The sequence below is a fragment of the Nocardioides sp. GY 10127 genome (genome assembly GCF_004919085.1).
In the GTDB taxonomy this organism is placed as follows: domain Bacteria; phylum Actinomycetota; class Actinomycetes; order Propionibacteriales; family Nocardioidaceae; genus Nocardioides.
Genome location: NZ_STGL01000015.1, coordinates 16,648 through 39,397, shown reverse-complemented (window position 1 = coordinate 39,397; position 22,750 = coordinate 16,648). Strand labels below are relative to the sequence as shown.

At 74.6% G+C, this 22,750-nt stretch carries 18 protein-coding genes; 4 read left to right on the top strand and 14 right to left on the bottom strand.

The features are described 5' to 3' along the window. Positions 1 to 268 precede the first annotated feature (268 nt). The 9 genes from E8D37_RS19375 to argC form a co-directional block, all read right to left on the bottom strand. Positions 269 to 862, bottom strand: a complete 594-nt coding sequence (locus tag E8D37_RS19375) for a DNA-3-methyladenine glycosylase (RefSeq protein ID WP_136570498.1) — start codon at positions 860 to 862, stop codon at positions 269 to 271. 10 nt (positions 863 to 872) lie between these two features. Then, positions 873 to 2,315 carry an argininosuccinate lyase gene (argH, locus tag E8D37_RS19370; RefSeq protein WP_136570497.1) on the bottom strand — a complete coding sequence of 481 codons (1,443 nt, stop codon included), beginning with the start codon at positions 2,313 to 2,315 and terminating at the stop codon, positions 873 to 875. A 155-nt stretch (positions 2,316 to 2,470) separates the two neighbouring features. Further along, positions 2,471 to 3,898 carry an argininosuccinate synthase gene (gene argG, locus E8D37_RS19365; RefSeq protein ID WP_136570496.1) on the bottom strand — a complete coding sequence of 476 codons (1,428 nt, stop codon included), beginning with the start codon at positions 3,896 to 3,898 and terminating at the stop codon, positions 2,471 to 2,473. Positions 3,899 to 3,972: 74 nt separating this feature from the next. Beyond that, positions 3,973 to 4,494 (bottom strand): arginine repressor, encoded by a 522-nt coding sequence (locus E8D37_RS19360; protein ID WP_136570495.1) that lies wholly within the window; start codon positions 4,492 to 4,494, stop codon positions 3,973 to 3,975. A 5-nt stretch (positions 4,495 to 4,499) separates the two neighbouring features. Then, positions 4,500 to 5,474 carry an ornithine carbamoyltransferase gene (gene argF / locus E8D37_RS19355; protein ID WP_136570494.1) on the bottom strand — a complete coding sequence of 325 codons (975 nt, stop codon included), beginning with the start codon at positions 5,472 to 5,474 and terminating at the stop codon, positions 4,500 to 4,502. Between the two features lie 2 nt (positions 5,475 to 5,476). Next, complete coding sequence (locus E8D37_RS19350; RefSeq protein WP_276606499.1) at positions 5,477 to 6,697, bottom strand: acetylornithine transaminase; 1,221 nt, start codon at positions 6,695 to 6,697, stop codon at positions 5,477 to 5,479. Beyond that, positions 6,694 to 7,626 (bottom strand): acetylglutamate kinase, encoded by a 933-nt coding sequence (gene argB / locus E8D37_RS19345; protein ID WP_206055769.1) that lies wholly within the window; start codon positions 7,624 to 7,626, stop codon positions 6,694 to 6,696. Before argB ends, E8D37_RS19350 begins: the two co-directional genes overlap by 4 nt. A gap of 41 nt (positions 7,627 to 7,667) precedes the next feature. Continuing rightward, a complete protein-coding gene (gene argJ / locus E8D37_RS19340; protein ID WP_136570492.1) occupies positions 7,668 to 8,819 on the bottom strand; it encodes a bifunctional glutamate N-acetyltransferase/amino-acid acetyltransferase ArgJ in 1,152 nt (383 codons plus the stop codon). Between the two features lie 79 nt (positions 8,820 to 8,898). After that, a complete protein-coding gene (argC, locus tag E8D37_RS19335; RefSeq protein ID WP_136570491.1) occupies positions 8,899 to 9,930 on the bottom strand; it encodes an N-acetyl-gamma-glutamyl-phosphate reductase in 1,032 nt (343 codons plus the stop codon). An 88-nt stretch (positions 9,931 to 10,018) separates the two neighbouring features. On the opposite strand from argC, the gene E8D37_RS19330 reads away from it, so the two are divergent. The 3 genes from E8D37_RS19330 (at position 10,019) to E8D37_RS19320 (ending at position 12,847) form a co-directional block, all read left to right on the top strand. Beyond that, a complete protein-coding gene (locus E8D37_RS19330; protein ID WP_240770452.1) occupies positions 10,019 to 10,837 on the top strand; it encodes a maleylpyruvate isomerase family mycothiol-dependent enzyme in 819 nt (272 codons plus the stop codon). Positions 10,838 to 10,937: 100 nt separating this feature from the next. Continuing rightward, positions 10,938 to 11,996, top strand: coding sequence for an ATP-binding cassette domain-containing protein (locus E8D37_RS19325; protein ID WP_136570489.1), 1,059 nt, complete (start codon positions 10,938 to 10,940; stop codon positions 11,994 to 11,996). Then, positions 11,996 to 12,847 (top strand): ABC transporter permease, encoded by an 852-nt coding sequence (locus tag E8D37_RS19320; RefSeq protein ID WP_136570488.1) that lies wholly within the window; start codon positions 11,996 to 11,998, stop codon positions 12,845 to 12,847. The genes E8D37_RS19325 and E8D37_RS19320 overlap by 1 nt, the downstream gene beginning before the upstream one ends. Positions 12,848 to 12,863: 16 nt before the next feature. Here the strand turns inward: E8D37_RS19320 and E8D37_RS19315 are convergent, their stop codons facing one another. The 4 genes from E8D37_RS19315 to E8D37_RS19300 form a co-directional block, all read right to left on the bottom strand. Then, on the bottom strand, positions 12,864 to 16,124 hold the full coding sequence (locus tag E8D37_RS19315; RefSeq protein WP_206055755.1) for a BTAD domain-containing putative transcriptional regulator: 3,261 nt from the start codon (positions 16,122 to 16,124) through the stop codon (positions 12,864 to 12,866). A gap of 65 nt (positions 16,125 to 16,189) precedes the next feature. Then, positions 16,190 to 18,715 (bottom strand): phenylalanine--tRNA ligase subunit beta, encoded by a 2,526-nt coding sequence (gene pheT / locus E8D37_RS19310; protein WP_136570487.1) that lies wholly within the window; start codon positions 18,713 to 18,715, stop codon positions 16,190 to 16,192. A 7-nt stretch (positions 18,716 to 18,722) separates the two neighbouring features. Beyond that, entirely contained in the window at positions 18,723 to 19,820 is a 1,098-nt protein-coding gene (gene pheS / locus E8D37_RS19305; RefSeq protein ID WP_136570486.1) for a phenylalanine--tRNA ligase subunit alpha, read from the bottom strand. 72 nt (positions 19,821 to 19,892) lie between these two features. Then, positions 19,893 to 21,008 (bottom strand): WYL domain-containing protein, encoded by a 1,116-nt coding sequence (locus E8D37_RS19300; protein ID WP_136570485.1) that lies wholly within the window; start codon positions 21,006 to 21,008, stop codon positions 19,893 to 19,895. A gap of 61 nt (positions 21,009 to 21,069) precedes the next feature. Here E8D37_RS19300 and E8D37_RS19295 point away from each other — a divergent pair, with 61 nt between their 5' ends. Next, entirely contained in the window at positions 21,070 to 21,693 is a 624-nt protein-coding gene (locus E8D37_RS19295) for a TIGR03086 family metal-binding protein (protein ID WP_168929763.1), read from the top strand. Here the strand turns inward: E8D37_RS19295 and E8D37_RS19290 are convergent. After that, positions 21,687 to 22,724: a HAMP domain-containing sensor histidine kinase gene (locus tag E8D37_RS19290; protein ID WP_136570483.1), complete on the bottom strand. Its 1,038-nt coding sequence runs from the start codon at positions 22,722 to 22,724 to the stop codon at positions 21,687 to 21,689. The two genes, E8D37_RS19295 and E8D37_RS19290, sit on opposite strands and share 7 nt — an antisense overlap. Positions 22,725 to 22,750 lie beyond the last annotated feature (26 nt).

Sequence of the window (22,750 nt, the reverse complement as noted above, 5' to 3'; positions counted from 1 at the left end):
TTGAGTTCTCAAGAATCACACGCACCAACCGCCTCGCGTTTCCGCTCCGCTGGCCGGGCAACCTGCAGAAACTTACGCAGTCTGCCTGGCGAAGTCAACTCGTGCGAGCCGACTCGCCGGACAGACCGAGATCTGCCTCTGCGGCCGCTGGGACGAACGCCTCGGTCGCAGCCTGACCGGCTGTCGTCCTCCGCGCCGTTCCCGGCGACGAAGAGAACATTACAGACGTGTTGCCCTGAGGCCAAATCCAGGTTGCGTGGTCTGCGCCTCACCCGCCTGGAGCCTTCTTCCGGACGGCCGCAGGACGGTACGCGGAGACGCTCCGCTCCCCCGCCAGCCACCAGCGCCACGGGCGGTCCGCAGCCCGGCGCAGGCCCACCCGCGGGCCGGCCTGGACGCGGTCCGGGTCCACCGGGGTCACGGTCGGCTCCAGCCGGGGGGCCCCGTCGCCGAGGAGCGGGAGGCCGTCGTCCTCGAGCGAGAGTGCCAGGCACCGGACCAGGCGGGCGGGACCCCGGGCCAGGTCGCGCGTGGAGCTCCCCGGTCGGCGCTCGCGAGCGAGAGCCAGGCCGTCGAGCACCTCGCCCGCTCGGAGCAGGACGGCGCCGCCCTCCCCCTCCGGGCCGGTCACCACGTTCGCGCACACGTGCATCCCGTAGGTGAAGTAGCAGTAGAGGTGGGCGGGCGCGCCGAACATGGACGCGTTGCGAGCCGTCGGTCCACGGAGGGCGTGGGAGCCGGGATCGTCGGCGCCCCCGTAGGCCTCGACCTCGGTGAGCCTCACCGTGACGCCGGCGTGGGTGAGCGTGGCTCCCAACAGCAACGGCGCCACCGTCTCCGGTGGCGCCGTCCAGTCGATCACAGGGGTCCCGTCAGCCCAGGCGGGACCGCAGTGCCTCGGCGCGGGCGAGCAGCTCGGCGTGCTGCTCGCGGACCCGGACGGGAGCGGTGCCCCCGCGGCCGTCACGCGAGGACACGGAGCCCTCGACCGTGAGCACGGAGCGCACGCCGGGCGTCAGGTGGGGCGAGATCTCGGCGAACTGCTCGTCGCTGAGGTCAGCCAGCTCGATCCCGAGCTCCTCGCAGCGGCGCACGCAGGCGCCCGCGACCTCGTGGGCGATGCGGAACGGGACGCCCTCGCACACGAGCCACTCGGCGACGTCCGTGGCCAGGGAGAAGCCCTGCGGGGCGAGCTCGCCCATGCGGTCCGCGTCGAAGACCAGCGTGGCGACCTGACCGGTGAAGGCCGGCAGCAGCACCTCCAGGGTGTCGACCGAGTCGAACACGGGCTCCTTGTCCTCCTGGAGGTCGCGGTTGTACGCCAGCGGGAGCGCCTTGAGCGTGGCGAGCAGTCCGGACAGGTTGCCGATGAGGCGCCCCGCCTTCCCGCGCGCCAGCTCCGAGATGTCCGGGTTCTTCTTCTGCGGCATGATGCTCGACCCGGTCGACCACGAGTCGTGCAGCGTGACGAAGGCGAACTCCTTCGTGGCCCAGAGGATGATCTCCTCCGCCATCCGGGAGACGTCGACGCCGATCTGGGCGGCGACGAAGGCGAACTCCGCGACGAAGTCGCGGCTCGCGGTGCCGTCGATGGAGTTCGCGGACGACCCGGAGAACCCGAGCTCGGCGGCGACACCGGTCGGGTCCAGGCCGAGCGACTGGCCGGCCAGCGCGCCGGAGCCGTAGGGCGAGTCACCGGCGACGCGCGCGTCCCAGTCGGCGAGGCGGTCGACGTCGCGCAGCAGCGACCAGGCGTGCGCCATCAGGTGGTGCGAGAGCAGCACCGGCTGGGCGTGCTGCAGGTGGGTGCGTCCCGGCATCACGGTCGGGGGCGTCACCTCGTCACCCAGGTGCGCGGCCGCCTGCTCGGCGATCGCCGAGACCAGGTCGAGCACGAGGGACGACATCACGCGGGCGTGGTCGCGGAGGAACACCTTGAACAGGGTCGCGATCTGGTCGTTGCGCGACCGACCCGCGCGCAGGCGTCCACCCACGTCGGGCCCGACCTCCTCGAGCAGGAGCCGCTCCAGGGCGCCGTGGACGTCCTCGTCGGTGACGTCGGGGTGCAGGTCGCCGGCGGCGAACCGCTCCCCCAGCACCGACAGGCCACGGAGGAGCTCTGCGTGGTCGGCGTCGGTCAGCAGCCCGGCGCGGTGCAGCGCGTTGGCGTGGGCACGGGAGCCGGCCAGGTCGTAGGGGGTCAGCCGCCAGTCGAAGTGCGTGGAGCGCGACAGCGCGTCCAGCTCCGGCGACGGGCCGCCGGCGAACCGACCGCCCCACAGCTTGCCGGTGTTCGTGCCGTGCTCGGTGCTCACTTCTGCTGCTGCCTCTCTGCCCGCGGGTGCGCGGTGGTCATCTTCTCAGCGGTCCTGCCTGCGGGCCACGGGTGCCCCGCTCGCCGCGACGCGGCCCCCGCCCCGAGGAGGGTGCGGGGGCCGCGCGGCTCGTCCGGTGGTGCCGGCTCGACGGCTCAGTCGTTGCCGGACTCGAACGCGACGTGGTCGAGCGCCTGGCTGCCGTCCTTGATCTGGTCGTTGGCCGTGATCCGGTCGCGGCCGCCGGCCTCGATCTCGCCGTACAGCGTGCCGTTCTCGACGAGCACCTGACCCTGGTCGAGCGGCTGGAGCGCGTACTGCTCGAGCTTGTCGCGGGAGTCGGCGATGTCGAGGTTGCGCATGGTGAGCTGGCCGATGCGGTCCAGCGGGCCGAACGCGGCGTTCTCGGTGCGCTCCATCGAGAGCTTCTCCGGGTGGTAGGAGAAGGCGGGGCCGTCGGTGGAGAGGATCGAGTAGTCCTCGCCGCGGCGGAGGCGGAGGACGACCTCACCGGTGACCAGCGAGGCGATCCACCGCTGGATGCCCTCACGGATCATCAGGGCCTGCGGGTCGAGCCAGCGGCCCTCGTAGAGCAGGCGGCCGAGCTTGCGGCCCTCGTTGTGGTACTGGGCGACGGTGTCCTCGTTGTGGATCGCGTTGACGAGGCGCTCGTAGGCGATCCAGAGCAGGGCCATGCCGGGCGCCTCGTAGATGCCGCGCGACTTCGCCTCGATGATCCGGTTCTCGATCTGGTCGCTCATGCCCAGGCCGTGCCGGCCGCCGATCGCGTTGGCCTCCATGACCAGCGCCACCGGGTCGTCGATCACGGTCCCGTTGATCGCGACCGGGCGTCCGTTCTCGAAGCGGATCGCGACGTCCTCGGTGTCGATCTGCACCGTCGGGTCCCAGAACTTCACGCCCATGATCGGCTCGACGGTCTCCAGCGAGACGTCCAGGTGCTCGAGCGTCTTGGCCTCGTGGGTCGCGCCCCAGATGTTGGCGTCGGTCGAGTACGCCTTCTCCTGCGAGTCGCGGTAGGGCAGGCCGTGCTCGACCAGCCACTGGCTCATCTCGGCGCGGCCGCCGAGCTCGGAGACGAACTGGGCGTCCAGCCACGGCTTGTAGATCCGCAGGTCGGGGTTGGCCATGAGGCCGTAGCGGTAGAACCGCTCGATGTCGTTGCCCTTGAAGGTCGAGCCGTCGCCCCAGATGTCCACGCCGTCCTCACGCATGGCACGGACCAGCATGGTGCCGGTGACGGCGCGGCCGATCGGGGTGGTGTTGAAGTAGGAGCGGCCACCGGAGCGGATGTGGAAGGCGCCGCACGCGATGGCGGCCAGCCCCTCCTCCACCAGCTGGCGGCGGCAGTCGACCGCCCGGGCGATCTCGGCGCCGTACTCGCGGGCCCGACCGGGGACGCCCGAGATGTCCGGCTCGTCGTACTGGCCGATGTCGGCGGTGTAGGTGCAGGGCACGGCGCCCTTGTCGCGCATCCAGGCGACGGCGACGGAGGTGTCGAGGCCGCCGGAGAACGCGATGCCCACGCGCTCGCCGATGGGCAGCGTGGTCAGGACCTTGCTCATGTGGTGCTCCTGTGTGGTGCGAGGGTTTCAGGGGGTACGAAGTGCGGGGTGGAGCAGGACGCCGGGTCGGCCGCTCAGGCGGGCCCGTCGCTGGCGGCCAGCTCCAGGAAGGTGCGGGCGAGCGCCTCGCCGCCCAGCGGGTCGCGGCCGATGACGAGGACGGTGTCGTCCCCGGCGATGGTGCCGAGGACCTCGCCGAGCTCGGCCTTGTCGAACGCCGAGGCCAGGTACTGCGCGGCCCCGGGCGGGGTGCGCAGGACGACGAGGTTCGCGCTCGCCTCGGCGCTGACGAGCAGCTCGCCGCAGAGCTTGGCGAGCCGGGCCCGGCCGGCCGCGGTCTCCGACGGCACGACCGGACGGCGGTCGCCGCCCTCGGCGGGCACGGCGTAGACCTGCGGGCCCTCGGCGGAGCGGACCTTGATGGCCTGGAGCTCGACGAGATCCCGCGAGAGCGTCGCCTGGGTGACGTGGACGCCGGCCTCGGCCAGCATCGCGGCGAGCTCGACCTGCGAGTGCACGGCCCGCGACGACACCAGCTCGATGATGAGCTGGTGCCGCGCCGACTTCGTGGCGGGACGCAGGGCGGACTCGGTCATGGCGCTCACACGCTCGCGGACTGTGCTGCCGGGGTGGTCGTCGAGGTGCCGGGCTCGTCGTCGAGGTGGGCCAGCAGCCAGGCCATGACGGCCTTCTGCGCGTGCCGACGGTTCTCGGCCTCGTCCCACACGGCGCTGCGCGGGCCCTCCAGGACCGAGGTGGCGATCTCCTTGTCCCGGTAGGCGGGCAGGCAGTGCAGGACGATCGCCTCGGCGTCCGCGTGGGCGAGGAGCTCCTCGGTGAGCGACCAGGCGCCGAAGACCTTGACGCGCTCGGCCGCCTCGTCCTCCTTCCCCATGGAGACCCAGGTGTCGGTGACGACGACGTCGGCGCCGGTCACGGCCTCCACGGGGTCGTGGTGGCCGGAGACGGAGCCGCCGGTGGTCGCCGCGATCTCGGCGGCACGGGCGAACATCGCCTCGTCGGGGAGGTAGCCCTCGGGGCCGCCCATCCGGACGTGCATGCCCGCGGTCGCCCCCGCGAGCAGCCAGGAGTTGCCCATGTTGCAGGCCGCGTCACCGATGAAGGCGACGGTGACGCCGGCCAGGCGGCCGAGGCGCTCCTGCACCGTGAGCAGGTCCGCGATGAGCTGGCAGGGGTGGAAGTCGTCGGTGAGCGCGTTGACCACCGGGATGCCGGCGTTGTCGGCCATCCGCTCGAGGTGGGACTGCAGGAACGTCCGCCAGACGACGACGGAGACCTGGCGGCCCAGGACGCGGGCGACGTCCTCGACGGACTCGCGCACGCCGATGCCGGCGAGCTTGCCCTCGACGAGCATCGGGTTGCCGCCGAGCTCGGCGATGCCGGCCCCGAACGAGGTCTGGGTCCGCAGCGTGGGCTTGTCGAAGATCATCGCCACGGACTGCGGACCCGCCAGCGGCTTGGCGCCGTAGGGGTCGGCCTTCATGGCGGCGGCGAGCGCCAGCACCTCGGCCTGCTCGGCCGGGGTGAGGTCGTCGTCGCGGAGGAAGTGGCGCACGGTCAGGCTCCTGCGGTCTCGGCGGCGGCCCAGGCGGCGTCGAGGATGCCCGGCCAGTCCGCGAGGAACCGGTCGGCCTCGGCCTGCGTGAGGACCAGCGGCGGGGCGAGCCGGATGCGGCTCGGGGTGGGCATGTTGACGATGTAGCCGGCGTCCTGGGCGGCCACCACGACGTGCGCGGCGACCGGCGCGGCCAGGTCGAGGCCGATGAGCAGGCCGTGGCCCCGCACCTCGGTGACCCGGGGCTCCGCGGCCAGCCCGGCACGCACGTGCGCGCCGAGCGCGGAGACGTGGGCCAGCAGCCCGTCGTCCTCGATGGTGCGCAGGACGGCGAGGGCGGCCGCGCAGGCGACCGGGTTGCCGCCGAAGGTGGTGCCGTGGTTGCCCGGCTCGAGGAGGTCGGCGGCCCTGCCGAGGCCGACGACGGCCCCGATCGGGAAGCCGCCGCCCAGGCCCTTGGCGAGGGTGACGATGTCGGGGAGGACCCCGGCGCGCTGGTGCTCGAACCAGATCCCGGTCCGCCCGACGCCGGACTGCACCTCGTCGAACCACAGCAGCGAGCCGTGCTCGTCGGCGATCGACCGGGCGGCGGCCAGGTAGCCGTCCGGCGGGACGACCACGCCCGCCTCGCCCTGGACGGGCTCGAGGCAGATCGCGGCGGTGGCGTCGGTGACGGCCGCGGCCAGCGCCTCGGCGTCCCCGTAGGGCACGAAGGTGACCTCGCCCGGCAGCGGCTCGAACGGCTCGCGGTAGGCGGCCTTGCTCGTGAGGGCGAGCGCCCCCATCGTCCGGCCGTGGAAGCCGCCCTCGGCGACGACCACGTGCGTGCGACCCGTGCGGCGGGTGAGCTTGAACGCCCCCTCGTTGGCCTCGGTGCCGGAGTTGGCCAGGAAGACCTTCCCCTGGGCCGGGGCCCCGCCCGTGCCGAGCAGCGAGAGGAGCTTCTCCGCGAGCTCGACCTGGGGCGGGGAGGTGAAGAAGTTCGAGATGTGGCCGAGCGTGGTGAGCTGCTCGGTGACCGCGCCGACCAGCGCCGGGTGGGCGTGGCCGAGGCTGTTGACGGCGATGCCCCCGAGCAGGTCGAGGTAGGCCTTGCCGTCGGAGTCCCACACGGTGGCGCCCTCGCCGCGCACCAGCGCGAGCTTGGGCGGGCCGAACGTGTTCATCAGCGCGTAGGTGTAGCGCCCGACGAGCTGGTCCTGGGTGTCGTGCAGGGTGCTCACTTCACCACCGCCTTCTTCCGGGCCTTGCGGATCTTGGTGTCGACGCCGGGCAGCACCTGGGTGCCGACGCCCTCGTCGGTGAACAGCTCGAGGAGCACCGCGTGCTTCTCGCGGCCGTCCACGACGGTCGCGCGCGGGACGCCGGAGGCGACCGCCTTCCGGCAGGCCTCCATCTTCGGGACCATGCCGGAGGCGAGCGTCGGCATGAGCTGGGCGAGCGTCTCGGGGCTGATCTCGTAGATGACGTCGTCGCTGTCCGGCCAGTCGCGGTACAGGCCCTCGACGTCGGTGAGGACCAGCAGCTTGTCGGCGCCCAGGGCCACGGCGAGCGCGGCCGCCGCGGTGTCGGCGTTGACGTTGTGCACCGCGCCGTGGGCGTCGGGGGCCACCGACGAGACGACCGGGATCCGGCCGGCCTCGATGAGGTCCATGATCGCCTCGGGGCGGACCCGGGCGACCTCGCCGACGAGGCCGAGGTCGACCTCCTCGCCGTCGACGACCGTGTGGGCGGGCTCGGCGGTGAACAGCCCCGCGTCCTCGCCGGACATCCCGACGGCCAGCGGGCCGTGCTCGTTGATGAGGCCCACCAGCTCACGCTGGACCTGGCCCACGAGCACCATCCGGACGACCTCCATGGCCTCCGGCGTGGTGACCCGCAGCCCGCCGCGGAACTCGGACTCGATGCCGAGCCTGCCCAGCATCGTGTTGATCTGCGGGCCGCCGCCGTGCACCACGACCGGCTTGAAGCCGGCGAAGCGGAGGAACGCGATGTCCTCGGCGAACGCGCGCTTGAGCGCGTCGTCCGTCATGGCGTTGCCGCCGTACTTCACCACCACGATCTTGCCGTAGTAGCGCTTCATCCAGGGCAGGGCCGCCGCGAGGACGGACGCCTTCTCCGGGTCCGCGGGCGGGACCTCGCTGAAGTGCATGGTGGACGGGTCGATGGCGCTGGGCACGTCGATGTTCTCGCTCATGAGCTGTAGGCGCTGTTCTCGTGGACGTAGGCGTGGGTCAGGTCGTTCGTCCAGACCGTGGCGCGGGCGTCGCCGGCCTTGAGGTCGATGGTCACGCTGACCTCGCGGCCGGTCAGGTCGACGGTCTCGGGGTCGGCGTCCGGGGTGCTGTTGCGGCACACCCAGACCCCGTTCATCGCGACGTCGAGGTCGGCGGGGTCGAAGGCCGCGCTCGTGGTGCCGATCGAGGCGAGCACCCGGCCCCAGTTCGGGTCGTTGCCGAAGATGGCCGCCTTGAACAGGTTGGAGCGGGCCACGCTGCGCGAGACCTCGACCGCCTCGTCCTCCGAGGCGGCGTTGAGGGTGGTGATGGCGATCTCGTGGTCGGCGCCCTCGGCGTCCTTGAGCAGCTGCATGGCCAGGTCCGTGCAGACCTGGACGAGCGCGTCGGTGAAGTCGCCCAGCGGCGGGGTGATGCCGCTGGCGCCGCTCGCCAGGAGCGTCACGGTGTCGTTGGTCGACATGCAGCCATCGGAGTCGAGCCGGTCGAAGGAGACCCGGGTGGCTGCGCGCAGGGCGGTGTCCAGGTCCGCGGCCGGCACCACGGCGTCCGTGGTGAGGACGACGAGCATGGTGGCCAGCTGCGGTGCCAGCATGCCGGCGCCCTTGGCCATGCCGCCGATGCTCCAGCCGGCGCCCTCGACGACGACCTGCTTGGAGACCGTGTCGGTGGTCATGATCGCGGCCGCGGCGTCCGCGCCGCCGTCGGCGGCCAGGCCCGCGTGGGCGGCGTCGACGCCCGCCAGCAGGTCGTCCCGGTCGTTCTGCTTGCCGATGAGACCGGTGGAGCAGACGACCACGTCGATCGCACCGATGCCGAGCTTCTCGGCGACGCGCTCGGCGACGGCGTGCGTGGTCTGGAAGCCCTCGGCGCCGGTGTAGCAGTTGGCGCCGCCGGAGTTGAGGACGACGGCCTTGACCGTGCCGTCCTTGACGACCTCCTTGCTCCAGAGCACCGGGTTGGCCTGGCAGCGGTTGGCGGTGAACACGGTGGCCGAGTCGAAGGTCGGGCCGTCGTTGACGACGAGCGCGACGTCCTTGGCGCCGGTCGACTTCAGTCCGGCGACGACGCCGGCGGCCCGGAAGCCTGCGGGGGTGGTGACGCCCATGGTGGGCTCCTGTCTGGGAGGGGTGGTCCGTCGGTCGAGGGAGGCCGCGCGCCCGGCCGGAGCCGGCGCGGCCCCGGCCTCAGGGGGCCAGACCGACGGTGGTGAGCCCGGTGGCCTCGTCGAGGCCCAGGGCGAGGTTCATGCACTGGACGGCGGCGCCACCGGTGCCCTTGGCGAGGTTGTCCACCACGCCGACGGCCACCAGGCGCCCGGCTCGCTCGTCGACCGCCACCTGGACGTGGACGGCGTTCGAGCCGACCACCGCCTTCGTCTGGGGCCACTGGCCCTCGGGGAGCAGGTGCACGAACGGCTCGTCGGCGTAGGCCTTCTCGTAGGCGGCCCGTGCGTCCTCGGCGCTCACGCCCGGCTTCAGCGGCGCGGAGCAGGTCGCGAGGATGCCGCGCGGGCTGGGCGCGAGGACGGGGGTGAAGCTGACCCGCACGTCGCCCGCGACCAGCTTGGAGAGGTTCTGGGTGATCTCCGGCGTGTGGCGGTGGACGCCGCCGACCCCGTAGGCCGACAGGTTGCCCATGATCTCGCTGCCGAGCAGGTGGGGCTTCGCGGCCTTCCCGGCGCCCGAGGTGCCGGACGCGGCGACCACCACGACGTCCGGCTCGACGAGACCGGCGGCGACGGCCGGGGCCAGCGTGAGCGTGGAGACGGTCGGGTAGCACCCGGGGACGGCGACCCGCTTGCTGCCCTGGAGCAGCGCCCGCTGCCCGGGCAGCTCGGGGAGGCCGTAGGGCCAGGTGCCCGCGTGGTCGCTGCCGTAGAAGTGCTCCCACTCCCCCGCGTCCTCGAGCCGGAAGTCGGCGCCGCAGTCGATCACGACGACGTCCTCGCCCAGCTGGGCGGCGACGGCCCCGGACTGACCGTGGGGCAGGGCAAGGAAGACGACGTCGTGCCCCGCGAGGTTCTCGAGGGTGGTCTCCTCGAGCACGCGGTCGGCCAGCGGCAGGAGGTGGGGCTGCAGGGCGCCGAGCTTCTGCCCGGCGTTGGAGCCGCCGGTGAGGGCGCCGATCTCCACCTGCGGGTGCCCGAGGAGGAGGCGCAGCACCTCCCCGCCGGCGTAGCCACTGGCTCCTGCGACTGCTGCTCTGACGCGGGTCATGTGCATGAACATACATGCCTTTGCATGGATATGTGAAACGGGTGGAAACACGCTTCCGTCACATGCTCGTGCGGCCTACGGTCGCCGGGTGACGGCGGCCTCCACTCTCCTACCCACGCACGTCCTGCTCAACCACCTGCGGGTCGAGTCCCAGCGGTTTCTCGACGTCCTCACGGGGTGCGACCCACACGCGCGGGTGCCCGCGTGCCCGGACTGGGACGCCGAGGACCTGGTCTGGCACCTCACCGAGGTGCACTCGTTCTGGGCGTGGGTGATCCGCCACCGCCCGCAGGCACCTGAGTCCCTCGACCGCGTCCGGCCCGCCGACCGGGAGGGCCTGCTCGCCGCGCTCGCCGAGGCCGGCGCCGACCTGCACGCCCTGCTGCGCCAGGCCGACCCGGCGGAGGAGGCCTGGTCGTGGGCCGAGGAACAGACCGTGGGCTTCACCGTCCGCCGGCAGGCGCACGAGGCCCTCGTCCACCGGCTGGACGCCGAGCAGGCCGCCGGGTGCGTGACGCCGCTGCCCGCCGAGCTGGCCGCGGACGGCGTGCACGAGCTGCTCGACGTCATGTACGGCGGCGAGCCGCCGGCCTGGTCGACGTTCACCCCGGACGGCCACGCGACCGTGCTCCGGCTCCTCGACACCGGCCACGTGCTCCGCGTCGTGACCGGGCACCTGGTGGGGACCTCCCCGGAGGGCTGGAGCGTCGACGGCCCGCACCTGGTGCTGCGCGCGCAGGACGCCGGGGCGGCCCCCGACGACCGGCTCACGTGCGAGGTCCGTGGCGACGCCGCCGACCTCGACGCCTGGCTCTGGCACCGCCGGGACGACGCCGGGATCACGGTGACCGGCTCGCCCGAGGCCTTCGCCGCCTTCCGGGCGGCCGTGGCGGCGCCGCTGACCTGAGGGCCACGGGCGGTTCACGGATGGTGTTCCGCAGCCGGTGTTTCACGGGTGGGGCGGGCAGTGAAACACCGGTGAAGGCGGGCGCGGGCACGGTGGCGCCATGACCACCAGCCAGTCCCCCGGCCCACAGCTCAGCCCACGCACCGACACCCGGCCCGACACCCGGCCCGACACCCAGCCCGGCGACCTCGCCGTGCAGGCCACCGGCCTCGTCAAGACGTTCGGCGGCCACCGCGCCGTCGACGGCGTCGACCTCGAGGTCCGACGCGGCGAGGTGTTCGGCGTCCTGGGCCCCAACGGCGCGGGCAAGACCACCACCCTGTCCATGCTCGCCACGCTCCTGCCGATCGACGGCGGCGAGGCCCGCATCCTGGGCGTGGACGTCCGGCGCGAGCCGCACAGGGTCCGCCAGCTCATCGGGCTCACCGGCCAGTACGCCTCCGTCGACGAGCGGCTCACCGCCACGGAGAACCTGCGGCTCTTCGGCCGGCTGCTCGGGATGAGCCGCCGCGAGGCCCGCAGCCGGGCGGTCGACCTGCTCGAGCGATTCGGCCTCCAGGAGGCCGCCGACCGCCCGCTCTCCGGCTTCTCGGGCGGCATGCGCCGGCGTCTCGACCTCGCCGCGAGCCTGCTCAGCCGCCCGCCGCTCATCTTCCTGGACGAGCCCACGACCGGGCTCGACCCGCGCACCCGCGGGCAGATGTGGGACACCATCCGCGAGCTCGTCGCCTCCGGCTGCACCGTGCTCCTGACCACCCAGTACCTCGACGAGGCCGACCAGCTCGCGGACCGGATCGCGGTCATCGACCACGGCCGCAAGGTCGCCGAGGGCACGCCCGAGGAGCTCAAGGCCGCGGTCGGGTCCTCGACCCTCCAGGTGCGGCTCACCGACCCCGCCCGGACCCAGGAGGCCGCCGGACTCGTCGCCGGGGCCACCGGCCAGGCGCCCACCGTCACCCCCGAGGCCGGCGCGCTGAACGTGCCCCTCGCGCAGGCGGACGCCGCGGCCGACGTCCTCATCGCCCTGCGCGCGGCGGGGGTCTCCATCGCCTCCGCCACCGTCGCCCAGCCCACGCTGGACGAGGTCTTCCTCACCCTCACCGGGGCGCCCACGGGCGCCGCCGCCACCGACCAGCACGAGAACGGAGAGGTGGCCTGATGACCACGCTCACGACCCCCACCGACACCCGCCCGGCCGCAGCCGGGGCCGCCGTCGTCGTCGACCCCGCGACCCTCCCGGCCCGCCCCGGCCTGCGCGACACCCTCACCCAGACGCTGGCCCTGGCCGGCCGCTCGCTCATCACCATGCGCCGCAACCCCGAGCAGCTCGTGGACGTCGCCATCCAGCCGCTGCTGTTCACCGCGATGTTCGCCTACCTGTTCGGCGGCGCCATCGCGGGCGGCGTGAGCAGCTACCTGCCGACGCTCATCCCCGGCATCCTCGGGCAGACGGCGCTCACCGCCTGCATGGCGACCGGCATCTCGCTGCGCGACGACATGGACAAGGGCGTCTTCGACCGGTTCCGGTCGCTGCCCATCGCCCGCATCGCCCCGCTCGCCGGGCCGGCGGTGGCCGACCTGGTCCGCTACGCGATCGCCGCGACGCTCACCGTCCTCACCGGCCTGGCCATGGGCTACCGGCCGGGCGGCGGCCTGCCCGGCGTCGTCGGTGGCTGGCTGGTGGTCGTCGCCGCGGGCTGGTCGCTGTCCTGGATCTTCACCTGGCTGGGCACCGTCGCCCGCTCGGCGCAGAGCGTGCAGGGCATCTCGATGATGGTGATGTTCCCGCTGACGTTCCTCTCGAACGCGTTCGTCCCGGTCGACACGCTCCCCTCGTGGCTCCAGCACTTCGTCACCTGGAACCCGGTCAGCCTCGTCATCGCCGCCGTGCGCGACCTGCTCAACGACGGCCAGGTCACCTGGCACGTGGGCGCCGCACTCCTGGGCTGCCTCGTCGTCGTCGCGATCTTCGCGCCGCTCTCGGTGCGCTCCTACGCGCGGAAGGTCTGACCCCGCCGTCGAGGGGCTACGAGGGGCGGTGGACGCCGTCCAGGGCGGCCAGGCCGGCGCCCACCTCGTCCGAGAGGCGCCGCGCGGGCTCCTCCCCCAGCGCCAGGGACGGCACCGAGGCCAGCAGCCCGGGCGCGCGGCCGTCGAGCTCGGCGGCCAGCGGCGCCCAGGCGAGCGAGGGCACGTACCGGTTGTACCCGGCGGCCTCGGCGGCACGCAGCAGCCGGGCGGCGGCCGGCAGGGCGGCGTCCGGGCCGCGGTGGACCTCCCAGCCGCCCAGGGCGAACGCGACGATCCCCAGGAGCGGGACGTCGAGCTCCGGGCGCACGCCGGCGTCGGCGCCGGCGCCGGCGTCGGCTCGCAGCAGCTGGTCGACGTGGGAGCGCAGGTCGGCGTGGACGTCCTCGCCGGCCCCACCGGCGCCGGACCGGCCGTGGCGGGCGAGGGCCATGGTGAGCGCGGCCGCCGCGAACAGCTGCCAGGGGGCGAGGAGGCCGGCCTCCTCCCAGCCGGGCAGCCGGAGCTCGGAGATGTCGGTGACCGCCTCGCGGTAGACGGCCAGCCCCTCGGCGACCCTGCCCTGCGCCAGCAGCAGCTCCGCCCGCAGCGGCCCGACCCCGAAGCTGGAGCGCAGCCCCAGCTCGGCGGCGTGCGGGCCGCTGAGCAGCCGGTCGGTCTCGGCCAGGAGCGCCTCCGCCTCCTCGAGGTCCCCGGCCGTGATGGCGGCACACCCGAGGACGGCGAGCAGCTGCACGCAGTCGTCGACGGCGCCGAGGCGCTCGAGCATCGGCAGGACCGTCCGGGCCTGGCGCACCACCGTCGCCTCGTCGCCACGCTGCGCGTGCAGGTCGATGAGCTGGGAGAGGGTCTGGACGCGTTGCCAGGGCCCGTCCTCGGGGCGCCACAGCGCCAGCGCGGCCTCGCCGTCGGCGACGGCCGCGGCGATGTCGCCGGAGTTCTCCCGGGCGTGGCAGCTCCAGGCCAGGGCCAGTGCCCGGGTGCGCCGGTCCTCGTGCTCCACGAGGGCGGCGAGGTGCTCCCGGGCGCCGGCGAGATCCACGGCGCCGGGCGAGGCGAGCAGTCGGGCCGCGGCCCGGACCGCCGGCAGCGAGGCCTCCTCGCCGTGCCGACGCAGCAGCTCGCGAGCGGCCCCGGTCGGCAGGGTCGCGGCGATCACCGCGTTGCGCACCACCGCGACGCTCGCTGCCAGGGCTGCGTCGCGATCGGGTGGCGCGGGCTCCCACCCGGCCAGGACGTCCTCGACCGTGGCGAGCAGGGAGAGCATGCGGACGTGGTCGCCCCGGATCGTCCACACCGCGCCCAGCGCCGCGAGCAGGCGGACGGCGTCCTCGCGCTCCACCGCGTCCAGCGCCCCGCGCAGCTCCGCGGCCAGCGTCGTCATCTCGGGATCGAGCCGGTCCAGCGCGGCCAGCTGGTCCGCGCCGTGCAGCCCCGGGGTCTCCCGCTCGGCCAGCGCCACGGCCCAGCCGCGCAGCCGTGCGCGCGCCGCGACCTCGTCACCGATCGCGGTCAGGCGCTGCAGCCCGAGCTCGCGCACGGTCTCCAGCATCCGGTAGCGGGGCTCACGCCCACCCTCCTCCACCAGCGAGAGCAGGGACTGGTCGAGGAGGGCCTGCACGGCGTCGAGCGGGTCGCTGCCGCCCGGCAGCACCCCGCTGAGCAGCGCGTCGGCCCCATCCAGGGCGAACCCGTCGGGGAACAGGGCGAGCCGGCACAGGGCGGCGCGCCCGTCGTCGTCGAGCAGGTCCCACGACCAGTCCACGACGGCCAGCAGCGTGCGGTGCCGGTCCGGCGCCGAGCGGTCGTTGCCGCGGAGCAGGGCGAAGCGGTCCTGGAGCCGGCGTGCGACCTCCGCCACCGACATCACCCGCACCTTGGCGGCGGCGAGCTCCACCGCCAGCGGAAGGCCGTCCAGGCGGGCGACCACCTCGGCGACCTCGGCGGGGTCGAGCTGGACGCCGGGACGGGCCGCGCGGGCGCGCTCGGTGAACAGCCGGACGGCGTCCTCGCGCCCGAGCACGGGGAGCGCGAGCACGGCCTCCGCAGCGATCGCCAGCGGGGCCCGGGTCGTGGTCACCACGGTGAGCCGCGGGCAGGCAGCGACGAGGAAGGCCACCACGTCGGCGACCGCGGCGACCACCTGCTCGCAGTTGTCCAGCACGAGCAGGGTCGGGGCACGGCCGAGGTGCGCGGCCAGCCGACCGCGGACGTCGCGCTGCTGCTCGGGGGTGAGGAGCAGCCGCTGCCCGGCCGAGTCGCGCACGCCCAGGACCGAGGCGAGCTCCGGCAGGACTCCTTCAGGCTCCGTCACGCCGACCAGCTCGACCACGCGGACCACCGGCTGCACGGCCTCCGCGGCCAGCGTCATGGCCAGGCGCGTCTTGCCCAGGCCTCCCGGGCCGAGGATCGAGACCACCCGGTGCCGCGCCAGCAGCCCGCGCAGGGTCCGCAGGTCGCCGTCCCGGCCGACCAGCGACGTCGAGGCGTGGGCCAGGCCCTCGCGCACGGGCCGGTCGGCCGCCAGCAGCTCGGCGTGGAGCTCCTGGAGCCGCGGGCCCGGGTCGATGCCGAGCCGGTCGGAGAGGTCGGCCCGCAGGCCGTCGTACCGCTCCAGGGCGGCGGGCACGCCCCGCACCGCGGCCAGGCTGCGCAGCAGGGCCGCCTGGGCGGCCTCGTCGTCGACGCCGTCCCCACCGACGTGCTGCTCGAGCAGCGGCAGCGCCTCGGGGTGCTCGCCCCGCGCGCAGAGCGCCCGTCCCAGCAGGGCGCGGCCGCGTGCCTGCGTGGCCAGCGCCTCGAGCCGCAGCTCGGCGAGCGGGCCTCCCGCCTCGAGCGTCCCGGCCTCGCCGACCGGCAGCGCGAGCGCGGACCGGGCGGCACGGACGGCCTCGTCCGGGTCGCCCTCGTCCGTCGCGGTCGCCGCCGCCCGGGCGAGGACGTCCAGGACCAGGACGTCGACGTCGTCGTCCGCGAGGCCGAGGCGGTAGCCCTGCGGGGTGCGGACGACGGCCTCGGCGCTCGTCTGGGTCCGCACGCGCGAGACGACCACCTGGAGCGCGCGGGTCGGGCTGGCGGGCACGGCGTCCTCGTCCCACAGGCCGTGGACCAGGCGCTCCTCGGAGACCGGCCGGCCGCCGGCCGCCGCCAGCAGCGCCAGCAGCGCGGGGCCCCGGCCCGCAGGCAGCGCAGCACCGGCCCACGCGACGCGGTCGAGGAGCTCGAGCGACGGGGGCGGCATGCTCGGCGGGCCGCTCATCGGCGGCTCATCGGCATCGCAGTGCAGCCCGCCGCCGGTGACGGCGACGGGCTGCGGGGCGCGTCTCAGCGCTGGGTGGCACCACAGCGCTCCGCGGCGAGCGCCACAGCGCCGTCGCGGGCGCCCTTGACCTCGTCGTCGGTGAGCGTGCGGTCGCCCGCGCGCAGGCGCAGCGCGAAGGCCAGGGACTTCCGGTCGGAGCCCAGCTGCTCGCTGCGGTAGACGTCGAAGAGCCGGATCGACTCCAGCAGCTCACCCGCCCCCTCGCGCAGCGCGGCCTCGACCTGGGCCGCCGGGACGTCCTCGGCCACGACCAGCGCCACGTCCTCCTTGGCGACCGGGTAGGTCGACAGGGTCGGCGGCACGGCGCGCTCCGGTGCGGCGGCCATCAGCGCGTCCAGGTCCAGCTCCAGGGCGGCCGCACGGGCCGGGAGGTCGAAGGCCTTGACCACGCGCGGGTGCAGCTCGCCGGCGTGGCCGAGGGTGCGACCTCCCACCCGCAGGGCTGCGCAGCGGCCCGGGTGCCACGGCTGACGCACGCTGGCCACGACCTCCAGGTCGACGCCGAGCTCGGTGGCCAGGCGGCGCGCCACGGCGATCGCGTCGGCCCAGTCGGCCGCGCGTCCCTCGCCCCACCAGCCGGCGCGCTCGCGCTCGCCGGCCAGCACGACACCCAGGTGCAGCGGCTGGGCGGGCAGGGCCGCGAACAGCTGCTCCACCTCGGCCTCGGTGGGCCGGGTGTGCGTCGGGTAGATCGGGGCGGGGCCGGCGCCCTCGCGCGGGATCGCCACGGTGGCGGTCTCGAAGACCGCGGCCCCGGCGGCACCCCGGGCGACGTTGCGGGCGGCCGTGCCGAGCAGGTTCGGCAGCAGCGTGGTGGTGTACTCCGGCTCCTCGTTCGAGAGCGGGTTCGCCAGGCGCACGGTGCTGCGCCGCGGGTCGTCCGCCTCGAGCCCGAGCTTGTCGAAGGCCGCCTGGCCGACGAACGGGAAGCACACGACCTCGGACAGGCCTGCCCCGGCCAGGGTGCGGCCGACACGGCGACGCAGGCGCTGGCTGCGGGTGAGCCCGCGGCCGGCCGCCTCGCGCGGGAGGACGGAGGGCACCTGGTCGTAGCCGACGACGCGGAGCACCTCCTCGACGAGGTCGAAGGGGTCGGTGACGTCCGGGCGCCAGGTCGGCGGGACGGCGACGAGGCGGTTGGTCGGCACGCCGTCCTCGCCCACCTCGGCGACCAGCGTGACCGTGCACCCGACGCCCTCGAGGGCCGCCACCGCGGTGGCGGTGTCGATCGGCAGGCCCGCCACGCGCTGCGGCAGGTCGGCGGCGATGGTGATGGCGGACGGCGCGGGCACCGAGCCCACCACGGTCACGCCCGGCTCGGCGGTGGCGCCGCCCAGCTCGCAGAGGAGCTCGACCACGCGGTCCGCGGCGGCCTCGCAGGACGCCGGGTCGGCACCGCGCTCGTTGCGCTTGCCGGCCTCGGAGGAGATCTTGTGGCGCTTGCCGGTGCGGAACATCGACACCGGCTCCCAGTGCGCGGACTCGACGAGCACCCGCGTGGTGGAGGCGGACATCTCGGTCGTCTCGCCACCCATGACGCCGGCCAGGCCGATCGGGCCCGAGTCGTCCGCGATGACGAGGTCCTGCTCGGAGAGCACCCGCGCCGTCCCGTCGAGGGTGGTGAGCTTCTCGCCCACCGTGGCCCGGCGCACGCGCAGCGCGCCCGCCACCTTCTCGGCGTCGTAGCCGTGGATCGGCCGGCCTGTCTCGAGCATCACGTAGTTGGTGACGTCGACGGCCAGGCTGATGGGCCGCATGCCCGCGGCGGTGAGGCGCGAGGCCATCCAGTCGGGGGTCTCGGCCGTGGGGTCGAACCCGGCGACGGTGCGGGCGACGAAGACCGGGCAGCCGGCCTCGTCCTCGACGACGACGGGGTGACCCGCGTCGTCGGCGGCGGGCAGGACCCGGTCGCACGGGTCGGAGAACGGGGCGGAGAAGCCCAGCGCGGCGTCCCGGGCGATGCCGCGCAGGGACAGGCCGTAGGCGCGGTCGGGGTTCACCTCGAACTCGATGATCTCCTCGTCCAGGCCCAGGAGCGGGCGGACGTCGGAGCCGGGCTGCAGCGCGGTGTCGGCGGGCAGCACGATGATGCCGCCGGCGCCACCGAAGGCGTCCTCGGGCAGGCCGAGCTCGGCGGCGGAGCAGATCATGCCCGCGGAGACGTGGCCGTAGGTCTTGCGCGCGGAGATCGCGAAGCCGCCCGGCAGCACGCCCCCGGGCAGGACCACGCAGACCAGGTCGCCCGGGCCGAAGTTGTGGGCGCCGCAGACGATGCCCTGGGGCTCGCCGGTGCCGTTGGCGTCACCGACGTCGACGGTGCACCAGTTGATGGTCTTGCCGTTCTTCTGCGGCTCCTTGTCCTGCGTCAGGACACGGCCGACCACGAGCGGGCCGGTGATGGCCGCGCCGGGGCTCTCGATCGCCTCGAGCTTGAGACCGAGCAGCGTGAGCTTGTCGGTGAGGGCCTCGGTGGTGACCTCGGCGGGCAGGTCCACGTACTCGCGGATCCAGCTGACGGGGGCCTTCATCTGGTGCTCAGAGCTCCGTTCCGAACGCGGGGGTGAAGCGGACGTCGCCCTCGAAGAACGAGCGCAGGTCGGTGATGCCGTGGCGGAACATGAGCGAGCGGTCGATGCCCATGCCGAACGCGAAGCCGGTGTAGGTCTCCGGGTCCACGCCGCAGGCGACGAGGACGCGCGGGTTCACGACGCCGCAGCCGCCCCACTCGATCCAGCCCTCGCCCCGGCACGTGCGGCAGGCGTCGCTGTCGACGCCGCGGCACACGAAGCAGCGCAGGTCGACCTCGGCGCTCGGCTCGGTGAAGGGGAAGTAGGACGGGCGGAAGCGCGTGTCGATGCCCTCGCCGAACATCCGGGCGGCGAAGTGGTCGAGCGTGCCCTTGAGGTGCGCCATGGAGATGCCCTCGTCCACGACGAGGCCCTCGACCTGGTGGAACATCGGGCTGTGCGTGGCGTCGTACTCGTCGGTGCGGAACACGCGACCGGGGCAGGCGACGTAGATCGGCGGCTTCCGGGTGAGCATCGTCCGGGCCTGCACGGGGCTCGTCTGGGTGCGCAGCACGACGTGGTTCTCCGCCGGCTCGGTCCAGAACGTGTCCTGCATCGTGCGGGCCGGGTGGTCCGGGCCCAGGTTGAGGGCGTCGAAGTTGAGCCACTCGGCCTCGATGAGCGGGCCCTCGGCGATCTCCCAGCCCATCGAGACGAAGATGTCCGCGATGAGCTCGGCGCCGGTCGTCAGCGGGTGCCGCCCGCCGGTCGGCACGCGGTCGGTCGGGAGGGTGACGTCGACCGTCTCCTCGATGAGCATCCGCTCCTCGTGCTCGGCCTCGAGCACCTCGGTGCGAGCCGCGAGGGCCTTGTTCACCGCACCGCGCGCCTGGCCGACCCGCTGGCCGGCCTCCTTGCGGGCCTGCGGCGGCAGGGCGCCGATCTCCCGGTTGGCCAGGGCCAGCGGGGAGCGGTCCCCGGCGTGGTCCAGCCGGACCTGCTTGAGCGCCTCGAGGTCGCTCGCCCCGGCGATGGCGGCCAGCGCCGCGTCGCGCGCGGCCTCGACCTCCTCGGCCTGCAGCGGGGTGACCTCGACGGGGTCGTACTCGGTGTTCGGGCCCGACATGGCAGCCTTTCGAAGCAGGTGGCGGGACAACCAGGTCAGTCTAGGAAGGTGGCCCGCCGGGGAGCGAACCGGTCACCCCTGCCGGACGTCCGGGTGGACCGCGTGGGCGTGGGAGGAGACCTCCGCGTGCGCCGCGAGGGCCGCCGTGCCCGTCCGCACGAGCGCCTCCCGCAGCGCGACGGGCTCGAGGAGCTCCACGTCCCCGCCGAGACCGAGGACGAGCGCGAGGGCCTGGCGCCGGTGCCGCACCACCGCCTCCAGCAGGACGCCGGGCTGCGGCCGCCCGCCGACGTGCTCGGTCCGCCCCCGCCCGCGCACGGTGCCCGGGAGCGCCTGGAACCCCAGCAGGCGGCGGACGTCCTGCTCGACGTCGGTGGCGACCGCCAGCAGCACCCGCTGGTCGTCCCCGGACTCGAAGCGTCGGCGGGTCGCCTCCCACTCCGCCGCGAGGTCGAGGTCGGCGGGGCGGTCGGCCGGCTCGTCCAGCACCTCGACCTCCTCGACCCGGGACACGCGGAAGCTGCGGACCTGCGTCTCCCTGGCCTCCCCCGTCTCCCCCGTCTCCCCCGTCTCCCCCGTCTCCCCCGTCTCCCCCGCCTCCCCCGCCGCCCCCGCGATCGGCTGCGCGGCCAGCAGGTACCACCGCCCGCCGCTCTCGACGAGGCCGTAGGGGTCCAGGACGCGCGTGCGGGGCCGCTCGTCGCCGGGCGTGGCGTAGCGGACCCGCACCCGGCGGCCGGCGACGGCCGCCTCGCGCAGCACCGGGAGCACCGGGACCTCGTCGACCGCCGAGAACCACCGGCGTCGGTCCACGACCAGCACCGCGGACAGCGCCTCCGCGCCCGCCAGTGCCGGCGCCGGGACGGTCGCGGCGAGCTTCGTCAGGGCGGTGCCGAGCTCGGCGCCGAGGCCCAGCTCGCGCGCCGCGTCCCGCCCGTTCCAGGTGAGCAGCGCCTGCGCCTCGCCCGTGGTCAGCCCGGAGAGGTCGGTGCGGTAGCCCTCCATGAGGACGCACCCGCCGCCGCGCCCCCGCTGGAGGTAGACCGGGACGCCGGCCGCCGAGAGCGCCTCCATGTCCCGCAGCACCGTGCGCTCGGAGCACTCGAGGAGCTCGGCCAGGCGCCGCGCGGGCAGGCGGCCGTGGCGCTGGAGCAGGTGGAGGAGCTGCAGGAGACGGTCGGCGCGCACAGGACGACTCTCCCAGGAAAACCTGACAGCAGGTGTCGTCTTTGTGTCGCAGAGTGGAGTCATGACCCAGACGCAGCAGCTCCCCGACCCCCGCCCCCGGCTCCTGGCGACCGCCGACGCCGTCACCCCGCTCCTCGAGACCCTCACCGCCGACGACCTGGGCCGCCCCACCCCGTGCGCCGGCTGGACCGTGGCCGACCTCCTCGCCCACTTCGTGGCCGTCGAGCACCGGGTCGCGCACATCATGCGCGGCGGCAGGCCGTTCGAGGTCCCCTCGGTCGTGGAGGTCGAGGACCCGGCCGACCCGGACGTCTGGCGCGCCGCCTGGGCCGCCGGACGGGTCGTGCTCGGCGAGGCGCTCGCGGACCCGGCCGTGCTCGAGGGGCTGGTCCACCACCCGGCCGCGACGATGCCCGCGCCCGCCGCGCTCACCACCTACGTGAGCGAGCTCGGGACGCACGGGTGGGACCTGGCGGTCGCGCTGGGCCGGCTCGACGAGCTGCACGTCGACCCCGCCGCGGTGGAGGCGGCCCTGGCCGTGGTCACCCGGGCGATCCCGGCCTCCGACCGGCCCGCGGGCGTCCCGTTCGACGACGCCGTCGACGTCCCCGAGGACGCCGACCCGCTGCTGCGGCTCGTGGCCTTCTTCGGCCGCGACCCCCGCTGGGCGGGGCCGGCTCAGTAGGTCTGCTCCACCGGCCACGTGATGCTCACCAGCGCACCGCCCCCCGGGGCGGTGCCGAGGGTGACGGTGCCCCCGTGGGCGCGCACCAGGCCGTGGACGATGTAGAGGCCGAGCCCGGAGCCGCCCCGCACGCCCGAGGTCCAGAACTTCGTGAAGACCCGGGCGCGCATCTCGGGGGCGATCCCCTCGCCCTCGTCGCTGACCTCGAGCAGGACGTGGCCGGGGTCCGGCACGCTGAGGCGGACCAGGACTGTGCCCTCGCCGTGCCGGACCCCGTTCTCCACGAGGTTCGTCAGCACCTGCGTCAGCTTGTCGGGGTCGGCGTGCAGCCTCGGCAGGCTCCCGTCGGAGGCGGGGACGCTCTCCAGGACCACGGCGCGCGAGGTGGCGGCGGCCACCGACGCCACCACCCGCTCGGCGATGACCGCCGGGTCGGTCGGGCGGGGCGAGAGCTGCAGGCGCCCCGTGTCGATCCGTGCGACGTCCAGGAGCTCGACGATGAGCCGGCTGAGCCGGTCCGCGTCGGAGGCGACGGTGGTGAGCATGAGCTTCTTCTGCTCGTCCTGGAGCTTGTCCCAGCGGTTGAGGAGCGCGGTGACGAAGCCCTTCACCCCGGTCAGCGGGGAGCGGAGCTCGTGCGCGACGGTGGCGACGAGGTCCGAGCGCTCCCGGTCGAGCCGCTCGCGTCCCCTCGCCGAGCGCAGGCTCACCGCCGCGGCGGTCACCGGCCCGCCCCGCTCCGCGCGGTGCAGCCGCGCCGTCACGAGGACCTCGCCGCCGTCCGGGAGCAACCAAGACTGCTCGGGCACGGCCGTGCGCGTGCGCAGGCCGGCGAAGGGGCGGTTCACCTCCGACCACGCGCAGCCGCGCTGGTCCAGGAGCGTCAGGACGTCCGCCAGCGGCCGGCCCACCGCGGCGTCCGGTTCCGTCCCGAGCATCCGGGCGGCCACGACGGAGACCCGGCGGACGCGCCCGTCCCCGTCCGCGAGGACGACACCGTCGGGCAGCAGGTCCAGGTCGTCCGGGGGCACGCCCCGACCCTAGGCGTCCGCGCGCG

Coding starts and splice junctions, on each gene's coding strand:
- E8D37_RS19315 (WP_206055755.1), bottom strand. CDS start 16,124: ATGAGCGGCCCGCCGAGCATGCCGCCCCCGTCGCTCGAGCTCCTCGAC.
- argG (WP_136570496.1), bottom strand. CDS start 3,898: ATGAGCAAGGTCCTGACCACGCTGCCCATCGGCGAGCGCGTGGGCATC.
- argJ (WP_136570492.1), bottom strand. CDS start 8,819: ATGGGCGTCACCACCCCCGCAGGCTTCCGGGCCGCCGGCGTCGTCGCC.
- E8D37_RS19360 (WP_136570495.1), bottom strand. CDS start 4,494: ATGACCGAGTCCGCCCTGCGTCCCGCCACGAAGTCGGCGCGGCACCAG.
- E8D37_RS19325 (WP_136570489.1), top strand. CDS start 10,938: ATGACCACCAGCCAGTCCCCCGGCCCACAGCTCAGCCCACGCACCGAC.
- E8D37_RS19320 (WP_136570488.1), top strand. CDS start 11,996: ATGACCACGCTCACGACCCCCACCGACACCCGCCCGGCCGCAGCCGGG.
- pheT (WP_136570487.1), bottom strand. CDS start 18,715: ATGAAGGCCCCCGTCAGCTGGATCCGCGAGTACGTGGACCTGCCCGCC.
- E8D37_RS19295 (WP_168929763.1), top strand. CDS start 21,070: ATGACCCAGACGCAGCAGCTCCCCGACCCCCGCCCCCGGCTCCTGGCG.
- pheS (WP_136570486.1), bottom strand. CDS start 19,820: ATGTCGGGCCCGAACACCGAGTACGACCCCGTCGAGGTCACCCCGCTG.
- argC (WP_136570491.1), bottom strand. CDS start 9,930: ATGACCCGCGTCAGAGCAGCAGTCGCAGGAGCCAGTGGCTACGCCGGC.
- argB (WP_206055769.1), bottom strand. CDS start 7,626: ATGCACTTCAGCGAGGTCCCGCCCGCGGACCCGGAGAAGGCGTCCGTC.